The organism is Patiriisocius marinus, assembly GCF_008974325.1.
Classification (GTDB): Bacteria; Bacteroidota; Bacteroidia; order Flavobacteriales; family Flavobacteriaceae; genus Patiriisocius; species Patiriisocius marinus.
Genome location: NZ_BKCG01000005.1, coordinates 222,498 through 242,022 on the forward strand (window position 1 = coordinate 222,498; position 19,525 = coordinate 242,022).

Annotated in this window: 29 protein-coding genes; 5 read left to right on the forward strand and 24 right to left on the reverse strand. The window is 36.1% G+C overall.

Annotation, left to right across the window (positions count from 1 at the left end; translation table 11 throughout):
• The first annotated feature begins 184 nt into the window (after positions 1-184).
• From GBH57_RS10995 to GBH57_RS11010, 4 genes are read left to right on the forward strand one after another with little or no spacing between them, the layout of a single operon-like run.
• Positions 185-1,483, forward strand: coding sequence for a hypothetical protein (locus GBH57_RS10995; RefSeq protein ID WP_151674537.1), 1,299 nt, complete (start codon positions 185-187; stop codon positions 1,481-1,483).
• Positions 1,456-2,139, forward strand: a complete 684-nt coding sequence (locus GBH57_RS11000; protein WP_151674538.1) for a condensin complex protein MksE — start codon at positions 1,456-1,458, stop codon at positions 2,137-2,139. The genes GBH57_RS10995 and GBH57_RS11000 overlap by 28 nt, the downstream gene beginning before the upstream one ends.
• Complete coding sequence (locus GBH57_RS11005) at positions 2,136-5,306, forward strand: hypothetical protein (protein ID WP_151674539.1); 3,171 nt, start codon at positions 2,136-2,138, stop codon at positions 5,304-5,306. The genes GBH57_RS11000 and GBH57_RS11005 overlap by 4 nt, the downstream gene beginning before the upstream one ends.
• Positions 5,303-6,244, forward strand: coding sequence for a hypothetical protein (locus tag GBH57_RS11010; RefSeq protein ID WP_151674540.1), 942 nt, complete (start codon positions 5,303-5,305; stop codon positions 6,242-6,244). Before GBH57_RS11005 ends, GBH57_RS11010 begins: the two co-directional genes overlap by 4 nt.
• Here GBH57_RS11010 and GBH57_RS11015 read toward each other — a convergent pair.
• The 6 genes from GBH57_RS11015 to GBH57_RS11040 form a co-directional block, all read right to left on the reverse strand.
• Positions 6,241-6,954: a hypothetical protein gene (locus GBH57_RS11015; protein ID WP_151674541.1), complete on the reverse strand. Its 714-nt coding sequence runs from the start codon at positions 6,952-6,954 to the stop codon at positions 6,241-6,243. The two genes, GBH57_RS11010 and GBH57_RS11015, sit on opposite strands and share 4 nt — an antisense overlap.
• Before the next feature lie 40 nt (positions 6,955-6,994).
• Positions 6,995-7,531 carry a D-Ala-D-Ala carboxypeptidase family metallohydrolase gene (locus tag GBH57_RS11020; RefSeq protein WP_306293776.1) on the reverse strand — a complete coding sequence of 179 codons (537 nt, stop codon included), beginning with the start codon at positions 7,529-7,531 and terminating at the stop codon, positions 6,995-6,997.
• Positions 7,532-7,635: 104 nt separating this feature from the next.
• The gene (locus tag GBH57_RS11025; RefSeq protein ID WP_042269915.1) at positions 7,636-7,977 is read right to left on the reverse strand and encodes a hypothetical protein; all 342 of its coding nucleotides are present in this window, start codon (positions 7,975-7,977) and stop codon (positions 7,636-7,638) included.
• 41 nt (positions 7,978-8,018) lie between these two features.
• Positions 8,019-8,495, reverse strand: coding sequence for a hypothetical protein (locus GBH57_RS11030; protein ID WP_151674542.1), 477 nt, complete (start codon positions 8,493-8,495; stop codon positions 8,019-8,021).
• The gene (locus GBH57_RS11035; protein WP_151674543.1) at positions 8,495-8,782 is read right to left on the reverse strand and encodes a hypothetical protein; all 288 of its coding nucleotides are present in this window, start codon (positions 8,780-8,782) and stop codon (positions 8,495-8,497) included. The genes GBH57_RS11030 and GBH57_RS11035 overlap by 1 nt, the downstream gene beginning before the upstream one ends.
• A 37-nt stretch (positions 8,783-8,819) precedes the next feature.
• Positions 8,820-9,266 carry a hypothetical protein gene (locus GBH57_RS11040; RefSeq protein WP_161596092.1) on the reverse strand — a complete coding sequence of 149 codons (447 nt, stop codon included), beginning with the start codon at positions 9,264-9,266 and terminating at the stop codon, positions 8,820-8,822.
• On the opposite strand from GBH57_RS11040, the gene GBH57_RS16030 reads away from it, so the two are divergent.
• Positions 9,254-9,460 carry a hypothetical protein gene (locus GBH57_RS16030; RefSeq protein WP_161596093.1) on the forward strand — a complete coding sequence of 69 codons (207 nt, stop codon included), beginning with the start codon at positions 9,254-9,256 and terminating at the stop codon, positions 9,458-9,460. The genes GBH57_RS11040 and GBH57_RS16030 overlap by 13 nt on opposite strands.
• 29 nt (positions 9,461-9,489) lie before the next feature.
• Here the strand turns inward: GBH57_RS16030 and GBH57_RS11050 are convergent, their stop codons facing one another.
• The 18 genes from GBH57_RS11050 to GBH57_RS16105 form a co-directional block, all read right to left on the reverse strand.
• Entirely contained in the window at positions 9,490-9,738 is a 249-nt protein-coding gene (locus GBH57_RS11050; protein WP_151674545.1) for a hypothetical protein, read from the reverse strand.
• A complete protein-coding gene (locus GBH57_RS11055) occupies positions 9,716-10,219 on the reverse strand; it encodes a hypothetical protein (RefSeq protein WP_151674546.1) in 504 nt (167 codons plus the stop codon). The genes GBH57_RS11050 and GBH57_RS11055 overlap by 23 nt, the downstream gene beginning before the upstream one ends.
• Complete coding sequence (locus tag GBH57_RS11060) at positions 10,219-10,722, reverse strand: peptidoglycan-binding domain-containing protein (protein ID WP_151674547.1); 504 nt, start codon at positions 10,720-10,722, stop codon at positions 10,219-10,221. Before GBH57_RS11060 ends, GBH57_RS11055 begins: the two co-directional genes overlap by 1 nt.
• A 9-nt stretch (positions 10,723-10,731) precedes the next feature.
• Positions 10,732-11,253 carry a hypothetical protein gene (locus GBH57_RS11065; RefSeq protein WP_170265826.1) on the reverse strand — a complete coding sequence of 174 codons (522 nt, stop codon included), beginning with the start codon at positions 11,251-11,253 and terminating at the stop codon, positions 10,732-10,734.
• Position 11,254: 1 nt separating this feature from the next.
• A complete protein-coding gene (locus GBH57_RS11070) occupies positions 11,255-11,737 on the reverse strand; it encodes a hypothetical protein (protein WP_308640242.1) in 483 nt (160 codons plus the stop codon).
• Between the two features lie 2 nt (positions 11,738-11,739).
• Entirely contained in the window at positions 11,740-12,186 is a 447-nt protein-coding gene (locus GBH57_RS11075) for a hypothetical protein (protein WP_151674549.1), read from the reverse strand.
• Positions 12,186-12,374, reverse strand: coding sequence for a hypothetical protein (locus GBH57_RS11080; RefSeq protein ID WP_145000658.1), 189 nt, complete (start codon positions 12,372-12,374; stop codon positions 12,186-12,188). Before GBH57_RS11080 ends, GBH57_RS11075 begins: the two co-directional genes overlap by 1 nt.
• Positions 12,375-12,869 (reverse strand): N-acetylmuramoyl-L-alanine amidase, encoded by a 495-nt coding sequence (locus GBH57_RS11085; RefSeq protein WP_151674550.1) that lies wholly within the window; start codon positions 12,867-12,869, stop codon positions 12,375-12,377. It abuts the gene before it with no gap.
• Positions 12,870-12,879: 10 nt separating this feature from the next.
• Positions 12,880-13,317: a TIGR02594 family protein gene (locus GBH57_RS11090; RefSeq protein WP_151674551.1), complete on the reverse strand. Its 438-nt coding sequence runs from the start codon at positions 13,315-13,317 to the stop codon at positions 12,880-12,882.
• Positions 13,301-14,890, reverse strand: a complete 1,590-nt coding sequence (locus tag GBH57_RS11095) for a YncE family protein (RefSeq protein ID WP_151674552.1) — start codon at positions 14,888-14,890, stop codon at positions 13,301-13,303. The genes GBH57_RS11090 and GBH57_RS11095 overlap by 17 nt, the downstream gene beginning before the upstream one ends.
• Positions 14,883-15,578 carry a hypothetical protein gene (locus tag GBH57_RS11100; protein ID WP_235904696.1) on the reverse strand — a complete coding sequence of 232 codons (696 nt, stop codon included), beginning with the start codon at positions 15,576-15,578 and terminating at the stop codon, positions 14,883-14,885. The genes GBH57_RS11095 and GBH57_RS11100 overlap by 8 nt, the downstream gene beginning before the upstream one ends.
• A gap of 59 nt (positions 15,579-15,637) precedes the next feature.
• Positions 15,638-16,111, reverse strand: coding sequence for a hypothetical protein (locus GBH57_RS11105; protein ID WP_151674554.1), 474 nt, complete (start codon positions 16,109-16,111; stop codon positions 15,638-15,640).
• A gap of 9 nt (positions 16,112-16,120) precedes the next feature.
• On the reverse strand, positions 16,121-16,348 hold the full coding sequence (locus GBH57_RS11110) for a hypothetical protein (protein ID WP_151674555.1): 228 nt from the start codon (positions 16,346-16,348) through the stop codon (positions 16,121-16,123).
• Positions 16,323-16,883 carry a hypothetical protein gene (locus GBH57_RS11115; protein WP_151674556.1) on the reverse strand — a complete coding sequence of 187 codons (561 nt, stop codon included), beginning with the start codon at positions 16,881-16,883 and terminating at the stop codon, positions 16,323-16,325. Before GBH57_RS11115 ends, GBH57_RS11110 begins: the two co-directional genes overlap by 26 nt.
• 1 nt (position 16,884) lies before the next feature.
• Positions 16,885-17,376, reverse strand: a complete 492-nt coding sequence (locus GBH57_RS11120; protein WP_235904697.1) for a hypothetical protein — start codon at positions 17,374-17,376, stop codon at positions 16,885-16,887.
• Between the two features lie 136 nt (positions 17,377-17,512).
• Positions 17,513-18,154: a hypothetical protein gene (locus GBH57_RS11125; protein ID WP_151674558.1), complete on the reverse strand. Its 642-nt coding sequence runs from the start codon at positions 18,152-18,154 to the stop codon at positions 17,513-17,515.
• Positions 18,155-18,255: 101 nt separating this feature from the next.
• The gene (locus tag GBH57_RS11130; RefSeq protein WP_042269951.1) at positions 18,256-19,167 is read right to left on the reverse strand and encodes a hypothetical protein; all 912 of its coding nucleotides are present in this window, start codon (positions 19,165-19,167) and stop codon (positions 18,256-18,258) included.
• 73 nt (positions 19,168-19,240) lie between these two features.
• On the reverse strand, positions 19,241-19,411 hold the full coding sequence (locus GBH57_RS16105) for a hypothetical protein (protein WP_162851989.1): 171 nt from the start codon (positions 19,409-19,411) through the stop codon (positions 19,241-19,243).
• Between the last annotated feature and the right edge of the window lie 114 nt (positions 19,412-19,525).

Sequence of the window (19,525 nt, forward strand, 5' to 3'; positions counted from 1 at the left end):
CTAATTTTTATGCTCTCGATAAAATCATATTTTAGAAAATTAAGAACAAATCACAATGAAATTCTTTTAACTTAGTAAGCTCACAAATCATTAAACTTCATTAATTATAGATTTCGATTTAGCAGACATACACGCATCATACTCCAGTCTTATTCCAAAGAAGATTGACGGTATTACTGTCTATATGCTTCATAAGAGAATCATTAATAGACAGGTAAATAAGCACTTTACATATAAAGATATTGAAAGATGTATTAAAGAAGCGGCACTTATGGAAAGCGGCGTCGTACCTCATACGGATGCTATTGTAGATGGTTTGCTAAAGTACTATTTAGAACACCCAAGAGAAGAACGCTTTAAGTATGCATTAACCGATTTCGCACTCAAATTCGTCAAACTTTTAGATAATAAACTTTATAGTCCGTACGCAAAATTTCCGTTACGTGATACTTTTAAAAAACTTGCAGATTTTAAATCTGCAGAAATTAAAAGTATAGATGATTTTAATAGATGGTATGAATTCAATTTTGAAGGAAACAGCGGTACCGTTATTATAGATCATCTAGAGGCATTAAAGGATTACGTAAATAAAGCTATTGATGAGCTTAATGTATACATTAATCAAGATCAAGATTCTGCATTAAAAACAGCAGAAAACGTTTCTATTTTATTTGAGAAAATCACCGCAAAAAGTGAGGAGATAAAAGACACTCTTTTAATAAGCAACAGTCTTGATGAAGAAATAGAAAAGGTTGTAAACTACTTTCTAAGGAAGAAAAATAGTCTTCCTGATAATAAAACGCCTAAGCAAAAAGAAGCGCATAAAATTTTAAGAGAGGAATACGATAGAGCTGTAGAAATTAAGAAAAAGGTAGATGACTTTTTTGTTGAAGTTGAATATAAACTGGGACAGTTATTAGACAGATCTGCCTATGCAAGTACGCAACTTATAACGGTACAAGATAATTTTAAAAATAAATCTGCAGTTAGAATTAATATTAAGCGCCTATTGAAGTTTACATTAGAGCAAGCCAAATTTTCAAAAAAAGAAGGTTTCTTATTACCTGAACAATTCCCAATTAAGTCTGTAGTAACTGAACGTTTTAAACATATTGGTTTGGTTTATTATGAAGAATTTGGTCTTCAGAAAAGCTACGTTATTGAGCCTAAGACTAATGAAGCACATCTTAAATCACAAGTTTTGAAACTGGATACAGAATTAACAAGGCAAGAGAATACCGCAAAATGGGTTAATCTATTCAAAAAGCAGTTGCAAAAAGAAAGAGAGATTGATTTTAGCAATCATTTTTACGATATCGCATTGAAAGAAAATGATACTTTAATTGCACTTAAAGTAGGGTTTGAACTTGTAGAGTTTGCAAGACATAATAAAGAGTATGAAATTAAAATAGACAGAGAAATACCAGAATCCTCGCTGTCACAAAATATTGCATTATGGAAAATGAAAATAATAAAGAGATAAATCAAAATTTTTCGTTTTTTGAAAACGCCGACGTACAAGAATATTTTGCAGATTTGAATATTGAATTGCTATCTGGTAGGCACATCCAGAAAGATAGATTTTATCTCTACAAACTACTTAAAGATTACTACAACGAACTTTCGTTTTATTATGAAAAATTATATGGTTTAGAACTATTAATGGAAACCAGAGAGAACTCTAAATACTACTATGTCGATTATCCCGATACATCTAAAGGGGCACTTGCAAATCCGTCGCGCCACAAAATGTTAACTCAGAAACAAACGCTAATAGGTCTAATATTACTTAATATGTATTATGAGCAGTATTTTGAAAATAAAAAAGAGGTACGCTTTGCGGACATTAAAAAAGAAATTAAAGAAAGTGAGAACAACATTTTGTACAAAAAATTATTTTTCAACAAAGTGCAAGACGATTATCTTGAGGGCGACTGGTCAATAAAAGTTATAAAACCATTTAAAAGTGTGTTAAGAGAATTCAGTAGGCTAGGATGGATTACAAACCTGGCAGTCGAGGATGGCGAAGAAATTCATTTTGTGCTTCGTGAACCCATTATTAGGTTTCAAAAATTATATGAAAAAGAAATTACAAACTTCACAGAGTTCAGTGAAAAATACCTTAGCCAATTACAATGATAGAATATCCTAGAATCTTTTCGCTATCTACGGTTGGTATTAGAAAGCACTATAATCAAGACTATTTACTGCATCGCGTAAGAACAGATTTTACCGGTAATAATGGTATTGGTAAATCGCTTATTGCAGACTTATTTCAACTTATATTTATTGGGCAAAAGAGCAAAATAAGTTTTGGTACAGAAAGTTTTAAAAACAAAGATAGGCACATACATACCATACCTTACGATACCGATGATGCCTACGTTTTTATACATATTGAGTTTAAGAAAAATGAATTTATAACCATTGGTACTAACATAGGTAACAAGCGTAGCAGACCTTTGAAATCTTTCTGGATATTAAACCAAGCCTATAATGATAATGACAAAAAAGACCTTGAAACTTTGTCACTTAACGCCGACCAGCTATCATATAGTAAAGATTTTTTAAAAGATGGCCACTTTTTGCCTATAAGCCAACTTGCAAGACACCTTAAAAAGAATAAAAAAGGATTTCTGAAATCGTTTACGGATGTAGAAGATAAAAAGGAATACTATGAATTTCTTTATTCAAATGAGCTTTTGCCCATAAATCTTGCGATTGATGAAAATATGGACGCTTTCGCGAAAGTGATACAATCCTTTTCAAAAGCAAACTCGTTAGATACTGAAAGCGATAAGATTTTAAAAGATTTTCTATTTGAAAATAGTTTGGACACGCTTCAGTCTAAATACCAATCAAACAAAGAGAAGCTTGAGAAACTAATAAATGAATACAATGAGCTGGATGAGGAAATACATACGATTGAATTAAAACAAGAAGTGTTAGGCGATCTTAAAGAGTTACAACAGCTTAAAAATGAATCTCAAAAAAAATACCTTATAGCAAAATATCACATCAATTATTTTAGGTATGATAAAGTAGCAACTAACTGCACAGATACTTCCGATAAGATAAAGAAGGAAACAGATTTTATTAGTAATTTAAAAAAAGGAGTCCCTAAAATTGAAAAACAAATAGGAATTACAAAGTCGGAATACGACACCTATTCTAATGCTCAAATATTCTTCATAAATTATAAAAATCTGTTCAATACAAGATCGAAAAAATTAGAAAGTCTTAACCAGCTTCAAAAAATGAAGCTACCTATAATAGATCAAGCAAATTTAGTCGAGATAGATATTGATGAATATGGCGACCAGATAATCATTGAAAAGATAAATAAGCTTAATTCAGCTTTAGAAAAATACGGCACGATACATAACATAAATGAAAAAACGCTATCGCAACGAAAAATAATAACAGAATACAAAGAGAAAAAAACCTCAGAACTTGCTGATTTGGAAGCGCTTAATCGTATTCTTTCTGCTGGAGAAGATGGCTCATTAATAGCACAAATTATAAAAAATGGAAGAAATCTTACGGTAGAAGAGGAAACGGTTCTGTTTGGATTGCTCAAAAATGTTCATTTGGAAAAACCAGATAATCCTTCTAAAGGAACACAATTCACTAAAGATAGTTCTCTTTTAAAATATGATAATATAGAAGACGATAAAGTTAATTCTGGTTATTGGTTCAAGGTTGGTGCTCTGCGAACATTCGTACCTTATTCCAATGAGAAGCAAATATTTGCAGATACTGCTAAAATGAAAATTGCCAAAAAAAAAAAGCAGAATGCAATTGATGAGCAAATCAAGTCTATTAAAAATGAACTTGTCGAAATTTTGAAATTTGAGAAAGGAGACGTTAATAATCTGTCATCGGTTGATGAGTTAAAAAATCTCAATAAAAATTTTAAAGACTTCTCATTATACGAATCCTCAAAAATCGCAATGAGTATAGCCGAAAGTCTTTCTACAAAGATCCTTACTGATCAAAAAGAGTTGGCGCAATCATTACAGGAGTTAGAGATGCTTGAAAAGAAAATTCCAATTAAAATTACTGATGAGAAAATAGACGACCAGTTAACGTCTTATATTCAAAAAATAGCTGCTAAAAAATCCGTTTATAAAGAATTACAAAACAAACTTAAAAACTCAAAATCTACAATAACCCAAAAGGAAGATAACTTAACTACATTAAACGAACTACTTACAGCAAAAGAAAAGGAAAGAGATGACTTAAAGAAACAATACGAAGACGCGTTAACAAATTTTAAAAAGCATTTTAAGCTCTTAAATATTAACGATTTAAAACCTACCAACCTCGACTCGATTGATTTAGATGACCTTAGTAAACAACATAATAAGCACAAGGATAATTATATAAACGCTTATGGTAAAGCATCGTCTCAGTTTGATACTACAAAGGATGACTTAGAAGTTAAAAACCAGATGGATGATCAAAACTATTCATTTGAAGTTTTAGAATTAGTTCTTTTAGGTCCAAAAATTAAGCATACAGAAAATCTGGCACCAGCACTTAAAAAATCCAATCAAAACAGAACTAAAGTAATGCAGGCCATCACTCAGGCGATGCTCCGAATATTTAAGTTGACAAAAACAAAATATAAAGACTTTGAAAAAATAGTTGAAGATTTAAACGACTTCTTTAGTGAGCGACTTATTAGTGATAAATACAACTTCAAGATCGACTTCACACCTAATGAGACTTTTAAAATAGATTGGATGAAAAATTTACAATCTTCCACACAAGCTGCATATTCAGAAGGAGAATTGCAATTTTCAGACTCAGTAGAAAGTTTTGTTGAGAAGATTTTCACAGAAACAACATCCTACAACGAAAAGATTAAATTTTCAGATCTATTAGACCCGAAAACGTATTTTGATTTGAGTACGAGGTTGCTTGACAAAGATGGAGTTGACCAAACAGGAAGCACAGGACAAAGCTATACTGCGATTGTTTTATTAGGTATTGGGAGACTTTCTATTGTACAAAAGGAAGATAGAAAAGGTGTAAAGTTTTTAATACTTGAAGAAGTCTCAAATATGGATAAAGGTAACTTTAACACATTTCCTAACATAGCAAAAGAGTTTGGATATCAAATGCTAACGATGACACCAGAACCTTACGGATCTAATGAAAATGAAGGTTGGTATTTACACCATTTAATAGAGGGCTATGAAGACGTTAATATTAATTATGCGATGCCAAGCAGCTATTTTAAAACAAATGAATCTAGAGAAGATTTATCAGATTACTTAAAAAATATAAATAAACAATGAATTGGGTCGCACTAAAATCCCTAAATGAACTTTATAGAGATAAACAGACAAAGATTAAAGAAACTTTAATCAAGGACTCTTTGTTTCAACATTTACTGAACGATACTCAAGAGATAAAAGAAGGTTATAAAATTTATTATTCTGATGATGAAGAATTTTTTGAGATGTATGAAGAAGAGCATTTAGAGAAGTTTAATCAATACTATGATTTTTTAGAACATAATAAACTCTTAAAACCCCAAACAAGATTTGAAGAGGCAGATATTATTGAGCTAATGGATATGAAGCGTCGTATGGATAATGGTCAGCTATTGCCAATACGAGACCAAATTATCAAAAATGAAGATACTGTTAGAAATGTATCTTCTATGTTTTTTAAAAATGAAAAGTATTTGCTCGGAAAGAAATCGCTCATAGATGCTATAAAACAAATACTTCAAATTGAAGAACTTGCAAATGATAAAGATCAGCAGTATATGTACAAGCTACTATGCGAGAAAGCTAATCTAATAATACTTTGTGAAAATTTAGACTTTTTAAAAAGGCCATCATTACCACAAAAATATGGGTATGAATTATGGTATGCTGGCGGTAAAAATATTGATAAATTAAAATTCACAGATAACAGAGGTTTACCAATTTATTACTCCGCAGACTGGGATTATGATGGCTTACTCATTTTTAATATGATAAAAAAAATTATCCCTAATATTAAGTTGTTATATCCAACCGCAAATCCAAAAAGCATCGTAAAGTCGGAACATAAAAGCCTATGGGCAGATATGGATAATCCTGAAAATTATTCTAATCTTGACATAAAAGACTTAGATACAAAGCATAAAACTATTTTAAAGAAATTAATAGAAAATAACCAGTGGATTACCGAAGAGGATAATAATCTGAAAGAAATGGTATCATTAGTCTTTAATTCCAATTAAACAATCTCAATAGTATCTTCAGATCTATCATCAAAAAAATAAATACGATCAAAACCGTTTTTATCAATTGATGACCTATCGAGTAAATCGAATCTGTATCCTGATGATCGATGACCTAAGCCAGCAATAATAACAAGCCATTTTTCATCAATATTATTTGGGTATTGGGTAATTAGACTGGCTTTGTGATTTATTACAAGTTGTACATCTTTGTAATCTATTGGCTTTACCAGATATGCACCTACAGATTGCCAGTTACTCCAAGTAGTATCTGAGCTCACATTGATACTATCTACAAATTCATTTTCTAACTTGCAATGTTTAGTACTAACTCTAAAATCTCTTCCCTTATTTGCTAAATAAATAGTTTCTACAAGACTGAAAAACAAGTCAATATAATGGTTTTTAGAATGTCGCTTGTCCATCACGGCATCGGAGTACCTGAACATACATTGCAACTCCACATCGTACTTATCCTCAAATTTAAGGCGTGCTGCATCGATAATACTTTGCCGGTAGACTTCAATCATTTTACTTTGATTGTTAATGAATCTCGTATGTTCTATCGATATGATTTTATCAGTCGTCTCCGCAGTAAAATCTGGTGTTTCAGACGCTTCTAATGTCTGAAATATGATACCGTGCTTCACGTTAGATATAAAGCGTTCAATCTGTAGTTGCTCAATTTCCTTTGCCCTAATTCTTGTCACAATACTTTTTTAAGACAAAGTAAAGTAATTAATTTAAAACCTAAACAAAAGGATTAACCTCTGCAGGAGTACCACTTGGATATCCCCAAGCTACATATTGAGACTTCATATCATCCGTATCAAGATGTACAAAGGTTCTACCTACACCAATCCGTTTAAATCCAACATCACGAGCTACAGAGACTAAGTGATTGCGGATAAACGTAGATTGAGCTTTGATATCTACAGCTTTACACGTTGGTATTTTATGAGAAGAACTGGAAACACCGCCTACTTTTTTGTTGTGTGATGGGCTACGAGCTCCAGAGTTGATCCATTCAAAAATGGGATATCCTGTTCTGGCTTCCAATTGCTGAAGCATAAAGATTAATTCCCTATCCATACAATTACCAGAACCTGGAAGATCTGGACTATCAAAAACAGATAAATCGATAGGTCGTTGATTGATTTGTACCACTCGATTTTTAATTGACTTTGTTTTTGATTTTCTGTAAATAACAAAAGCACCTATCATCAAAAGGGACAAGGTGCCTAATCCAACATAGATATGCTGATTGTTACTTTTTACCACAGCCACAACCTTTTGCTGTTTCTTTACTTTTCTTGTATCTCAAGAATAAATCTGAACTTATTTTTACAGCGCTTAGTAGTATAAATGCCCCAAAAATATAGTTCAATGTGTTATTTCCTTTGTCCACGTTCATTGTTTTTTTGTTTGTTATATAATTGAATTTCAGCTTCCAATTGCTCGATGTATCTTTCAAGATCTGTTATACGATCCCTTTGTTTGGTAATCGTTTTATTCATCAGCGTATTCTTACTTTCCAGTTGTTTCAACCGTTTTTCCATATTTTCAGACCATAGCTTATAGTTTTCCACTACAAGGCTATTCGCTTGAACATTGAGATTGCGTATTTCGGCGCTTTTAAGACGTCTTTGCGTCCCATATTGCAATAGCACTTCAATGAGTTTCCAAAACCCAGTAGCGCCCAGTACAATTGCAAGTATTTTAATTAAGTCCATTTTATTTAGGTTCACGCTTTCGCAAAAGCGCTATTATGTTTTTACCTAGCAGATGCCGCTCTTTTAGCAGGTATGGGTGCTTGACGATCTGGAAAGGATCTGAATTTTAATGGCAACTCTGCCACATAAGGATTGACATTTAAAATCACTTCATCTTCTGGACTATTAAACTTTCCAGACATAAACACTCTGCCATCATCATCTATGGCATAGAAAAAAGGTTTTCCTTCTCTACTCAATAGTGTTCCCGTGTACTCGCCTTGTTGATTCTTTACTAAAGGTGCTGGTAAACTCAATTGCCAGCCAGCAATTTCTTTTGCACCAGATCTTGTGCGTAATCTAATGTCCTTGCCGATTACTATATTCTCATTAATCACTGCATAAATATTGCGTGCAGGAGAATGGAATAAATCTGAATTTAGATGATTGGGTGGCACACTCAGCTCACGCTGAGTGTTTGCTATTAATCCGCCACCTTGTGCTTTTGGCACATTACTTTGATATCCTACTATACTCATTACTGTGCTATTATTATTCCGGTTAATATGAGTAAGCCACCGCCAAAAAACCACCGCTCCAGCTTACCTCTCTTTATTTGTTTGTGCTGTCTCTTAATGGTCAAGTTAAGTTCTTGAATATGAGATTCATCATTATCCTGAATGACCACAAGATTTTCAACCTTACGCTCCAATTTAAAAATGATGGTATCCTTTTTTTGAGTGAGATACTGCCATCTATAATTGCGTAATTGCAACGTATCAATAATGCTATCTTGATAAAGACTGAACTCTAATCGCTTTGCCAAATACTTTGATTGTGATAAGTCAAAACAGAAATATTTCTTATTGTTTAAGTCTTGTACTATCGGCTGTAAATCCTGAGAAATACTCGTATAAGTCCAGAGCAGACATCCTATCAATAGTATTAATTTTTTCATCCAGTGCATTTTGTAAATTTTGAATCATTTTATGGCTTAAAACTATTTTACCAGTTAAGCTATCGGTTTGCTTTTTAAGCTTTTTAATTTCTTCATCAAGGCTTACGTTTTTAACCGTAAGCAGTTCGTTTTCCTTTTCAAGTTTTTGAATAGTTTCATTGTTCAAAGCTTCCTCTTGCGGAATGATGTAAAAGATGAGCAGGACAATAATTCCTGCAATCCAAAGCACTAATAAAAAAGGTTTCCAAAACTTCATTACTCCTTGGGTTTCGTTTGAAATAATTTGTTTAAAAATTTCTCCAATAAGAGTTTGTGAAACACCAGCGCAAAAGCAAACGATTGCAACAAACATTCAATCATTTTAATCTGATAACCTCTTATGAAGTACAAAGCGACTCCGTAAATAATGCCAATGATGAGGACACGATAGCGAGTGGCTATTTTCAGCTTAAAAACTTCATAAAAGAAGTTGGTCGAGCGGTAATGGTTGAGACCATAAGCAATGACAATGAATGTGAAAATATAAGCCCAATCCAGGCTGTTTAAATAATTGGAGATGTGTGATAAAATTTCTATCATTTTAATTGTTTTTTTAGGGTTTCTTTTATGCTTTTAATATCTACTTGCAAAGCCGCTATTTGATGATTTGGAAATAGATTCTTGGTCAAATGTGCCACGACAACTATTGTTGCTCCAGAAGCCAACAGAGCAAGCACAATTTTGGTTAATGTTTGATTGGTAAGAGTTACAGTAACTTCGGTCTTGATACCGTCTTTATCTACCAGACCATCTATTAAATCTTTAATGCTTCGCTTTTCTGGCATCTTTTTGTTGCTTTTTTATCTTACCCATATTGCGTTCTTTGAACAGCTGTTCTGATACTTCTTTTACTTTGTAAAGTCTTAAAACACGTTCTTCAGTAACAGCATCAAATTCATCTGTGATTAAGCCTTTTGCAGCACCGTGATTTTTTAATAGGTAGACGCGTAGTTGATAGACACGTTCTCCTTTGCTTCCTAATTTTAATGGAAAATCATCATTGGGTTCTGGCAATACTTCGGGCTTTATGACGATTGCTTTCTTTTCTTTTTCTAAAGGAACTACAGGCTTCATTTCAACTACAGAAACTTCTTTTTTCTGCGGAATAGGTTTCTCAACTTTTACAGGTTTGGATTCCTCGACGATTGTAAATTCTGCATCCTCAGCCGTTTCTTCTTTATCTCTAAAGAGGACATAGCCCAACAATCCTAATCCCAAAAGCCCTCCAGCGATAATCAATCCCTTTTGCATTGTTTGTTCGCTCATTATTTCCCGAGACTTGACAGCGCTTTTCGCATTCCTGCGATATCGGCTTGAGTGAATACTGTTTTCTTTAATCGCTTTTGTGCAGCTCTCGATGTTTTGGGACCAAATTGCCCATCAACACCATCACGTTTTGGTCCCGTTTTGCCTAAATCTTCTTTATAGATTTTAAGGTAACGCTGTAGTATTTTTACATCAGGATGACGGCTTCCGTATTTTATGGGATAGCCTGTTTTGGTAATATTTGGCTTCGTACTTGAACTCGATGATGTTGAAGAACTCGGAATAAAAGGTGGTGTTTGATAGCTGGAGGAACTACTTGGAACTGTTGTGATTCCTGATGAAGATGCGCTCGCTAATTCAGCTTCTTTTTTCTCCTTTTTCTTGGTCATAAAATAATACGCGGTGGCTGCTCCTACGAGTACCACGATAACACCACCTACCACTAAAAGGTCTTTGTTTTTAGCCATAAATGATGGATTTGTTGCTGTTGATTTCTGTTTCATTGGTTCGATTTATGATTGGTAATTGGGAAGGCGTTGCACATAATTTGAGACGTATTCCTTCATTTCGCTTTGGCTTAAAAAGCTATTCAAATGTTGCCACATATCTTTTTTATATAGCTGATAATAAGCTTTGGAGAGACTGGCGATTTGTGTTTTATCACGCAATTTTTTACCGAAAACATCTTTGATAGCCTCTTCGTCGTCATTAAAAGTTCCTTTTGCATCCTTAATGATTTTAGCCAGTTTCTTAGCCGAAGCATCATCCAATACTTGAATATTTTTTGGCGCTACCCATTTCTGGACATCTGTGAGATAGTTCATATCAAATGGACTGTTCCAGTTCGGCTCTTGTTTGGTAGTTCCTACATTTCCAGTAGTGACTTGCACGCCAGTTCCTATAGATGTGGTTGTTGTGGATTGCAGTGCTTGTTGCTTTGTACGCTTTCGCGAAAGCGTAACAAAAACACCTATCCCGATAACGCCAAGTCCCGCGCCACCTATCATCCACCATCCTGTTTTTGAGATTTCCATATTAAGCTGTTCTGTAATTAGGTAGCGCCTTCACGATGTTGAGCACTATGGTTATTTCTTCCTTGTCAAAGCGGTCTTTGAGCGTGTCAATTAGGTTTTTTGAATAGGTTTCTTGGTAGGCTTTTGCTACTTGTGACACCTGAACTTTATCTTTCATCTTGCGGAAGACTCCGTAGACTTGTTCTTCATCATCGCCACCTTGATACCAGCTTCCCCAAGCTTTGTGAATCTGGTCTGCATAGCGAGAAGCGGTACTTGTTTTTAATACCAATACTTCGCGATTTACAGTTTGCAATACCTTATTCAAAAAATGAATATCAAAAGCATTTTGTGAGGTCAGTCCACTTGAAATTGGTTGAATTTGCGCCTGAATAGCAGTCAGTAATTTGCTGGTGCGTACGTCACGACTGCGCTTCCTCATTGAGAAAAACGTTGTCCCTATAAACAGAGTTCCTACACTTGCGCCTATGATTTTATACGTCATACTCATTTGCCCAACAGTTTTAAGCCACGACCTGCAGGTGTGAGCATTGCTAAATCCGACACATCTGCATTCTTTGCTGAATTTTTAAGAAGTACGATAACACCAACCAATACGACTGCCAGTATTACAGGAACTCCAATGGATAATACTTTTGTCAAATTTTTTCCCAAGCCAAAAATATTACCACCAATTTCAGATAAATCGGCAATGGTTCTGGTGGCCATATTGGAAACATCAAGATTGTTTTGATTGAGCCATTTGTTAAAGTTGGGACTCGTCGTACAAGATGCTGCACCATTAGATTTCCAAGTAATGAGCCATATCATTTTTGCATTCTCTTGACCTAATTCGCTTTTTAATTTTGCGAAATAGCTTGTCCAGAAGTCACACGGATCGTCTGCTTCTGGAACTAAAAAAATGCGGTTATCTATGTTTACTTGTATCGCCATTAATTACTTCTGAAAATGGTATTACTGTGTTTCTTGCTATCGGTTTTACTGAAATCGTTTTGTTCTAAAAATTGCTGAAGGCGAGCTTTAAGTTGCGCTTCTTTTCTCAAGGCGGTACGCTTATCATAATTGATATACAGCTGCCTGCCCAACCAAAAACCAACGCCTAATGTCAAAATCGTTTTCATCTACTTTCTCTTGTAAATATTATGCTCGGGAATGTCTAATGCTCTGAGCCATTCTGCTACCTCAAATCCTGGACTATCTTCATCTGCTTTGGCAGGAATTTCATTAAAACCTGCGATAATGATGTCTGGAAAGCGCAGTATATAGAACTTTACAATCGCTTCAAGTGCCGATTTTTGTTCATCGGTACGTGTGTCTTTATCCCAAGCTTCTTTAAGTGTTCTACCTCCTACATAAGCAATGTGTTTGGCGATTCCCGTGATACCATTTTGTCCGTGAGAGATGCCCCATAAATCAATAGTTGTTGGGCTGTCCTCACTAATGATGGTTTGTAACACACCATCTTGAAGCACGAGGTAATCTATACCTGGACGATTCCATCCAAAACCGCCTTTATCTTTTGGTAGCGTGTGCTGATTGATAATGATTTCCTTGCCAAAGTCTTTAGCTTCGCTGGTGTCTGTACTTTGTATAATGAGATAATCTACTTTTTGCATCTGTTGTGATTTAAGAGTTTATAGCTGATAAGCGTCTAAAGCCCAATAAGCGATAGACAGGATATTTCTTGATGTTGACTTGATTATTCTGATTGCCACCCAAGACATAGATGTGTTTTTTGTCTTCGGAATAGCTAATAAAAAGACCTACGTGACCTTTCCAACTGGACTTTTTATGACGCCAGAAGATGACCACATCATTAAGTTTTGGTTTGTTGATTTCGGTACCAACTTGCAGCCAAGAACGCGCAGTAAGTTTATTACTTCGTTCTACTTTCGTCTTGAGCGCTACCCAATTGATAAAGGCAGAACACCAAGCGGTTTCGTCTGTAGAGACCCAAGTATGACCTATTTCTTTGAAGTAATTGAGAACAATGGGATTATGTTGATAGCCTACAATTTCGGTTACACCGTATTGGCTTAAGGCTATATTAATAAGTTGTGACATTGGGTGACTCGTCTTTAGGGTTATCGAGCCACGATACTGGAATGCCCTTACTCATTTGGACACCAGTAGATATTCTTGATTTTTCGGGAAGCATATTATACATCTCGATTTGATTGTAATAAATTAAAAAGCTGACTTGCTGTAATGGATTAATTTTAAAACACCAGGTCACGTGTCCATCTATTAAGTTTCCATCAAAGTCAAATACTTCTGAAACATTTGCAAAGTTTTGAGGACTCTGACTATTACTCAACGAGATGGTTTTACAGATTTCGGTACCAGTGACGGACTTTTCAGTAATCTGTAGTGCATTGATTCTGTCTTCTCCAGAAGCGACCAGCTTGACGTGACCAACCATCGCAGGATTATGCTGGAAGTCTTCACGGTCTTCATAATATTCTTCGTTTACTGTTACGGTAGGACCAGATTGTAATCCCGAAATGCTAACCGTATCATCTGCAGAGTTGCTCACGCCTATAATTTCTTCCTTAGAACTAATAGCTAACCCAAGTCCAAAACTTTCAGTTTTAATTGTATCTATTATTTGATGCTTTGGACTAATTCTACAAAACGTTTGATCGCCTCGATTCCCCACGTACATTAATCCATTATGCGGATTATAAGCAATAGCTACAGGATCTTTACCTACGCTTAATTTAGTGATGGCTCCAAATCTTACGGTGTCTAAAACCGAAACAGAATTTGAGTTATTCAGTACCATATACATATTCTTGGTCACTGGATGGAACTGAAACGAAACAATATCTGCCACTACAGAACCTACGCTTCCTTTTTGATTGCCTTGAAGATCATACACATTGATGGCGCCATCCACAATATTGTGAATGTATAAATCACCTGAATCTGTATCAACTCCAAGTGTTCTGGCTCCAGGTACTAAAGGCAAATTATTTACTCTACGATTGATGCAAATTTTAGAGATTGTTCCCGAAACTAAATTTGCTGTATAATAACATTGATCCACTGGATTATAAACGATATCTACTGGACGATTCCCAACAGATTCTCTTCGTAAAATTGTAAAGTCTTGATTTATAAAAACGACTTCATTTGAGACTGAGCAAGCTATCGCAACTACTCCGTATTCAACACTATTAGTAGATGTATTTACAGCTAAAGCAACTGGACTAACACTGCCTGGAACGCTAAAAATTGTTGAATTAGAAGCTCTTCTTTCTCCAACTCCATAACCACTTCCAGCTTGAGAAGTACCTTGTGATAAGTCAATAGTCGTAACAAGTTCTCCTGAAGGGTTAACCACCGAGACAGAATCTCCTAATTGATTCACTACGTAAAATAAGTCTGTAACAAGATTATAGACCAGCTCTTGTGGTTGCTTATCTACGACTACACTTTTTGTGCCTTCTTCATTTATAAACATAGGATCAGTAAGCGGTGTGCAAGCAATTGCACCCCAAAGACATACTTTTCTTATGTCCTTAGTATGGTTTGTAACCGTTACTTGTACAACATCATTCTCTTTTTGAAGTTGCGCGTAGAAACGTTTTAAACTTGCCTGCTTGTCTAACCAAGTATATGTTGCTCTACTCATTGGCTCTATAATTTTCTATAAAATTGATAACATCTTTGGTACGCTCAATTTGGGATGCACCAACCATTTCTGGGTTTTTCCCGAACACTTTTGTTACTGCATACACCGCCTCAATGGTTGGGAAACCATAATCGAGGTATTGTTTCATTCCGCATAAATCTGCGGTAGTTTGACTGCGTGTATTTAAGAACCAATGACAGCCTTCGTGCGCTAAAATTGCAACGCGAATAGGAATGGTGTACGACTTAAACAAACGTTGCGATATTTGAACTCTCGGCATTTTGCGATGCGTTCTCGCTGGTGTAATAAGCTCTGCACCAAAAGGATCAGTTATTTTATCTAAATATTGAAACAGAAATTCGTTGTCGGTACTTTCATAAAAACCAGGAGGTACGTAACCTGCTTTTTGCGCAAACTGAATCGCAAATTCTAAAAAACGATGTTGGTCATCAGTCGCCCAAACTGCCAGCGCTGGCATCTTTTCTATTTTAACATTGACGATTTCAAATGCATCATCATCTACTTCGTTTTTATCAAATACTTCCATTTCCAGTACTTCTGGAGAAACTGGCAGTGCGATCACAAATTCTCGTTTTGAGTTCGCTTTCGCGAAAGCGGCTTTTCTTCTAAAATAATAGCTATTAGGATGCTCAGGATCATACACACGAATTCCCAACTCAAAAGGCATCAAGGCCTTGATGGTCAGTTTAATCTGAAAGCGTTCTCTATTTGATGGAATGGTTGTTATCACTGAGGATATTGTTGGTGTTGCTTATTTTTAGAACTACTCATTACTGCAAGTCCAATGACTCCGACAACTACGACGCCACCTAAAACATAAACGATGGTAGGAATCCCTTTTTTCTCTTCTTCTGGAACTTCTGGAGCTCCTAAGTCTACAGAGAAGTCCGAAGGCAATTCTGTGTTAGCGCCATATCCATCTAAAGGTTTTGGTGTAGTAAACGAATCGATTACTTGACCTATCGCTGTAGCGCCACCAGCTTCTTTATAAATCTGACCTACATCTTTAAAGAACTTCGTGCGCTTTGCTTTGCGCTCTATTCGTTTTGGAGCAGATCTTCTTATCGTTCTTCTGGCGATACGTTTTGCTTTTCGCTTGGCACGTCTTGCTTTACGTTTCTTTTTATTTCCAAAAAAGTCATCATAATCGTCATCTTGTAGATGTCGACTTAAAATGCTTTCTGTTTCTCCTAAAATCATAAATGGGAATTAGATAATTTGCATTATTCTTAAAGTCGAGGCTCCAGGATTGTAGGTAATTTTCTTATAACCTTTACCCACAAAAGGATAGCCCTTTGCTTCGCCAGGAAATAAAACCACTCCATTAACCAAAGCTTTTCCTTCTCCCACGTTTTTAATTGAGGCGCTTAAAAAACCATCACTGATTTCTCCTGAGACCGTTGTGTCAATTTCATTTACTTGTGCTAATATGTCCATTTTGTAATTTTTTGTTTTGAATGAATTTATAAATCCCAAACCCTGTTGCACCTACAACTCCCACGACAGCAATTACTTTAACCACTTTGCTCACCTTACTGTCAGATTTTATTGCCTTTTTACTGGCTTCTACTTGTGCAGTTTGAAGTTGTCTGACTTCGGCTTTTGCAATAGCAGATAATGTTGTTTTGACAACCGCTGGATTTGATTTTTTAATCAAGTGACTTATGGGTGTCTTTGTTTTGACTGGTGGTTTTTTAGTCTTGATGACCGCTTTTTTTGGTTGTACCGTTTTCTTACGAATCACAGGAATACTCTTCACTCGAATAGGCGGTAATTTCATAGGACGACCACGAACGACTCTGGGGCGAATTCGTACAGGTGGTCTGCTTAATTTTGGTTTAGAAGACCGTCTGCGTTTTAATAGTTTTCGAGTACGACGTTTCTTTCTGCGACGACGACGTATGCCTCCAAAATTATCGTAGTCTTCGTCCTGATAAACATCATAATCAGTAAGTGCATAGGTATTTGTCATTTTATCTCGGCATTGGCATCGGTGGCTGTCCGTAAGGCATTGGTGGACGTCCCGATTTCATTAATACTACCGCTCCGATACCTAAAACGACCACACCGCCGCCTATCATCAGCATCATATTGGTTTTCTTTTTGGCTGCTTCGGCTTTCTTCTTTTCTTCCTCACGACGACGCGCTTCCTCTTGTCTGCGTCTTTCTTCTGCCTCACGACGTTTGCGTTCTTGCTCTTCTCGCATACGCTGCATACGCATTTCCATATCTCTTTTGGCCGCAGCAGCTTGGGCAGATGCTCTTGCTTGTGCAGCTGCTTGAGCTGCGCCACTATTAGATGAACCTCCACGTTTCTTTTTCTTAAAGAGTCCACCTATAATGCCTACAGCACCTTTGGCAATCGCTCCCCAAAATTGGTCGTTCTCTCGTGATGAAAAGCGAGCGATTAAATTTTCTAACGCTTTCGCGAAAGCGTAATCTCCATCTTTTAATAGGTCAACCACTTCATTAACGAGTTGCTCTTTTGATGGTTTACCTTGAAAGAACACATTGCTTTTAGCAAGTAATTCTTGAACAGGTTTTGGATAATTGAGAACCAAATAGGTAAGGTTGTCAATCGCCTGATTGTATTGTGATTGTTTATTTGACATTGCTAAAATTGAATTTTAAACCGTGCCCAACTAAAGCGCCTGCGATGAATACCACTCCAAAAAGTAGGAGTTCATCTTTAGTCACGCTGAAGGTTTTATGCGGTTGTGGTTTAGGTTCTTCTTCTTTTTTCTTTGCTTCTTTACGAATGCGCACTTCGTTCCAAACCATTTGTACTTCCTGCGCAAGATTCTTGTCATCTGCTTGAGCGTTAGATCGTTTTACGATGGTCTGGTAATAGCGTTCTAAGTCCTTATCTGAATAACTCTCAAACTGGTTAAGAAAGCTATCTTCATCTCCTGTCCCTGAATAATTAGAATGTCCACAAGCTTTACAGAAATTACTTTCTGTATTGTAAGAGTCGTTGCTGCAAGCACCACAAAAGTTGTCTTCTTTGGGTTGACTGAGCTTTAATATAGCATCCTTATCGGGATGTAATTGTATGAGCTCTTTAATGACTTTACGCCCTTTTTTGCGAGCAAGTTCTTTTATAGCTTCAGCTAGGTGTTTAGGTTCTTCTGGCGCTTCAAAACCATACTCAAATAACAATTTTGCAACATCATCTGTATTGTGATAGACGATATAATCGATTCTATTTTGAGCTAGTGAAGGTGTTTGTTTTGAGTTTTTCATCTTGTTTTCAATAAGAACAGCCAGAGTGTATGGTTTAGGGGAAACCGACTCTGGCTGTCTGGTATTAGGTACAAAGTCTGGACGAGTTCCTTATTACAGGACTATCGTCTACGACGTCTTACCAATCGAGAAACTGGACGTCTCGCCACCGGTTTTCTGACTAGTCTACGACGTTTTACAACTCTACGAGTAGGACGTCTCACCACTCTACGTCTAGGACGTACACCTAATGCTGTCGGTCTTTTTCTACGGATTAAATCCAGTTGTGGAAGCCCAGTGGTACGTGGTGCTCTTGAAAGCTCTGCCACGTTGGTACCTTTTAAAAGGTTACCCAGATTTGCTCTAGCTTTAATCGTGAATGTGAATACTGCCGTCACACCATCTTCTACAGATACACGCAAGGAATCCTGACCAGTAACATCCATCTCGAAATTGTCATCGTCGATGAGTTGTTGGGTAAAGTTTTGTGGTGAAGTCGCATTACGCGGTTGATACACTCTGGTGGTTTTAGATCCAGAAGCGGTTCTACGGTCAATACGTAGCACGTTATCAAATTGCAGCGCGTTACTCACAGAGTATTTCATTCCCGCAATCTTGAACGGATTTGATTTACTCTCTTCGCGTACTTCCTTGTGGCTGGACTCTTCAATCTCAACGGTTAGTCCGTTAGGTTGTGCAGCTTCTGCATTACCACCAAAAATGACTGCCTCAGCACGAGCGCCAGATTTATTAGTTACTACAACCGTAAGGGTTCTGTCGTTAGGATCTATTTTTCCAATGCTCGATTTTGTATAATCGTCATAGGCATCATCATCGTACTCGCCTTCATCAGCGTAGTCGTCGTAATCATCATATTCATCTTCGTACTCTTCATCATAACCATCTTCTAAACCTTCAAATCCAGTATCGAAGTCGTCCTCTTCATCGTCGTACATCTCGTCATTATCGTAGTCGTCATACTGATCTTCAGCAGCTTCTTCGTAACGCATTAATTCGTCGTTATAATCTTTCATTTGTTTTCATTGTTTGCCTGTTCAAAAAACAGGATGATACTTTTGTTTTGGTGTCCAAAAGTGTCTCTAAACACTATTTTTTAGTTGGACTTGCGGTTGCTGGTTTCTTTGCTTCAGCTAATTTTTTAGCTTTCATTTTTTGCATCATCGGAGCAATTAAAAAAGTTCCTAATGCGATTCCAGCGACGCCTGCTCCCACACAATACAGAATTGGTGTCCAGGCGATGTCGTTCTTGTTTGCCATTCGTTTAATTATTGATTGATTTCGTTTTGAATTACTTGGCGAGGTCTCTAAACCTTGATTGACTGCGAAGTTGAGAATGAATGGTAGTTTTTCCGCTGTCGCGAAAGGGACTTT

What these genes read in the sequence shown, in the direction of transcription:
- GBH57_RS10995 (WP_151674537.1), top strand. Translation starts at nt 185, where the DNA reads ATGCTTCATAAGAGAATCATTAATAGACAGGTAAATAAGCACTTTACA.
- GBH57_RS11000 (WP_151674538.1), top strand. Translation starts at nt 1,456, where the DNA reads ATGGAAAATGAAAATAATAAAGAGATAAATCAAAATTTTTCGTTTTTT.
- GBH57_RS11005 (WP_151674539.1), top strand. Translation starts at nt 2,136, where the DNA reads ATGATAGAATATCCTAGAATCTTTTCGCTATCTACGGTTGGTATTAGA.
- GBH57_RS11010 (WP_151674540.1), top strand. Translation starts at nt 5,303, where the DNA reads ATGAATTGGGTCGCACTAAAATCCCTAAATGAACTTTATAGAGATAAA.
- GBH57_RS11025 (WP_042269915.1), bottom strand. Translation starts at nt 7,977, where the DNA reads ATGGACTTAATTAAAATACTTGCAATTGTACTGGGCGCTACTGGGTTT.
- GBH57_RS11030 (WP_151674542.1), bottom strand. Translation starts at nt 8,495, where the DNA reads ATGAGTATAGTAGGATATCAAAGTAATGTGCCAAAAGCACAAGGTGGC.
- GBH57_RS11040 (WP_161596092.1), bottom strand. Translation starts at nt 9,266, where the DNA reads ATGTTTGTTGCAATCGTTTGCTTTTGCGCTGGTGTTTCACAAACTCTT.
- GBH57_RS11050 (WP_151674545.1), bottom strand. Translation starts at nt 9,738, where the DNA reads ATGCCAGAAAAGCGAAGCATTAAAGATTTAATAGATGGTCTGGTAGAT.
- GBH57_RS11055 (WP_151674546.1), bottom strand. Translation starts at nt 10,219, where the DNA reads ATGAGCGAACAAACAATGCAAAAGGGATTGATTATCGCTGGAGGGCTT.
- GBH57_RS11060 (WP_151674547.1), bottom strand. Translation starts at nt 10,722, where the DNA reads ATGAAACAGAAATCAACAGCAACAAATCCATCATTTATGGCTAAAAAC.
- GBH57_RS11065 (WP_170265826.1), bottom strand. Translation starts at nt 11,253, where the DNA reads ATGGAAATCTCAAAAACAGGATGGTGGATGATAGGTGGCGCGGGACTT.
- GBH57_RS11070 (WP_308640242.1), bottom strand. Translation starts at nt 11,737, where the DNA reads ATGACGTATAAAATCATAGGCGCAAGTGTAGGAACTCTGTTTATAGGG.
- GBH57_RS11075 (WP_151674549.1), bottom strand. Translation starts at nt 12,186, where the DNA reads ATGGCGATACAAGTAAACATAGATAACCGCATTTTTTTAGTTCCAGAA.
- GBH57_RS11080 (WP_145000658.1), bottom strand. Translation starts at nt 12,374, where the DNA reads ATGAAAACGATTTTGACATTAGGCGTTGGTTTTTGGTTGGGCAGGCAG.
- GBH57_RS11085 (WP_151674550.1), bottom strand. Translation starts at nt 12,869, where the DNA reads ATGCAAAAAGTAGATTATCTCATTATACAAAGTACAGACACCAGCGAA.
- GBH57_RS11090 (WP_151674551.1), bottom strand. Translation starts at nt 13,317, where the DNA reads ATGTCACAACTTATTAATATAGCCTTAAGCCAATACGGTGTAACCGAA.
- GBH57_RS11095 (WP_151674552.1), bottom strand. Translation starts at nt 14,890, where the DNA reads ATGAGTAGAGCAACATATACTTGGTTAGACAAGCAGGCAAGTTTAAAA.
- GBH57_RS11100 (WP_235904696.1), bottom strand. Translation starts at nt 15,578, where the DNA reads ATGCCTTTTGAGTTGGGAATTCGTGTGTATGATCCTGAGCATCCTAAT.
- GBH57_RS11105 (WP_151674554.1), bottom strand. Translation starts at nt 16,111, where the DNA reads ATGATTTTAGGAGAAACAGAAAGCATTTTAAGTCGACATCTACAAGAT.
- GBH57_RS11110 (WP_151674555.1), bottom strand. Translation starts at nt 16,348, where the DNA reads ATGGACATATTAGCACAAGTAAATGAAATTGACACAACGGTCTCAGGA.
- GBH57_RS11115 (WP_151674556.1), bottom strand. Translation starts at nt 16,883, where the DNA reads ATGACAAATACCTATGCACTTACTGATTATGATGTTTATCAGGACGAA.
- GBH57_RS11125 (WP_151674558.1), bottom strand. Translation starts at nt 18,154, where the DNA reads ATGAAAAACTCAAAACAAACACCTTCACTAGCTCAAAATAGAATCGAT.
- GBH57_RS11130 (WP_042269951.1), bottom strand. Translation starts at nt 19,167, where the DNA reads ATGAAAGATTATAACGACGAATTAATGCGTTACGAAGAAGCTGCTGAA.
- GBH57_RS16105 (WP_162851989.1), bottom strand. Translation starts at nt 19,411, where the DNA reads ATGGCAAACAAGAACGACATCGCCTGGACACCAATTCTGTATTGTGTG.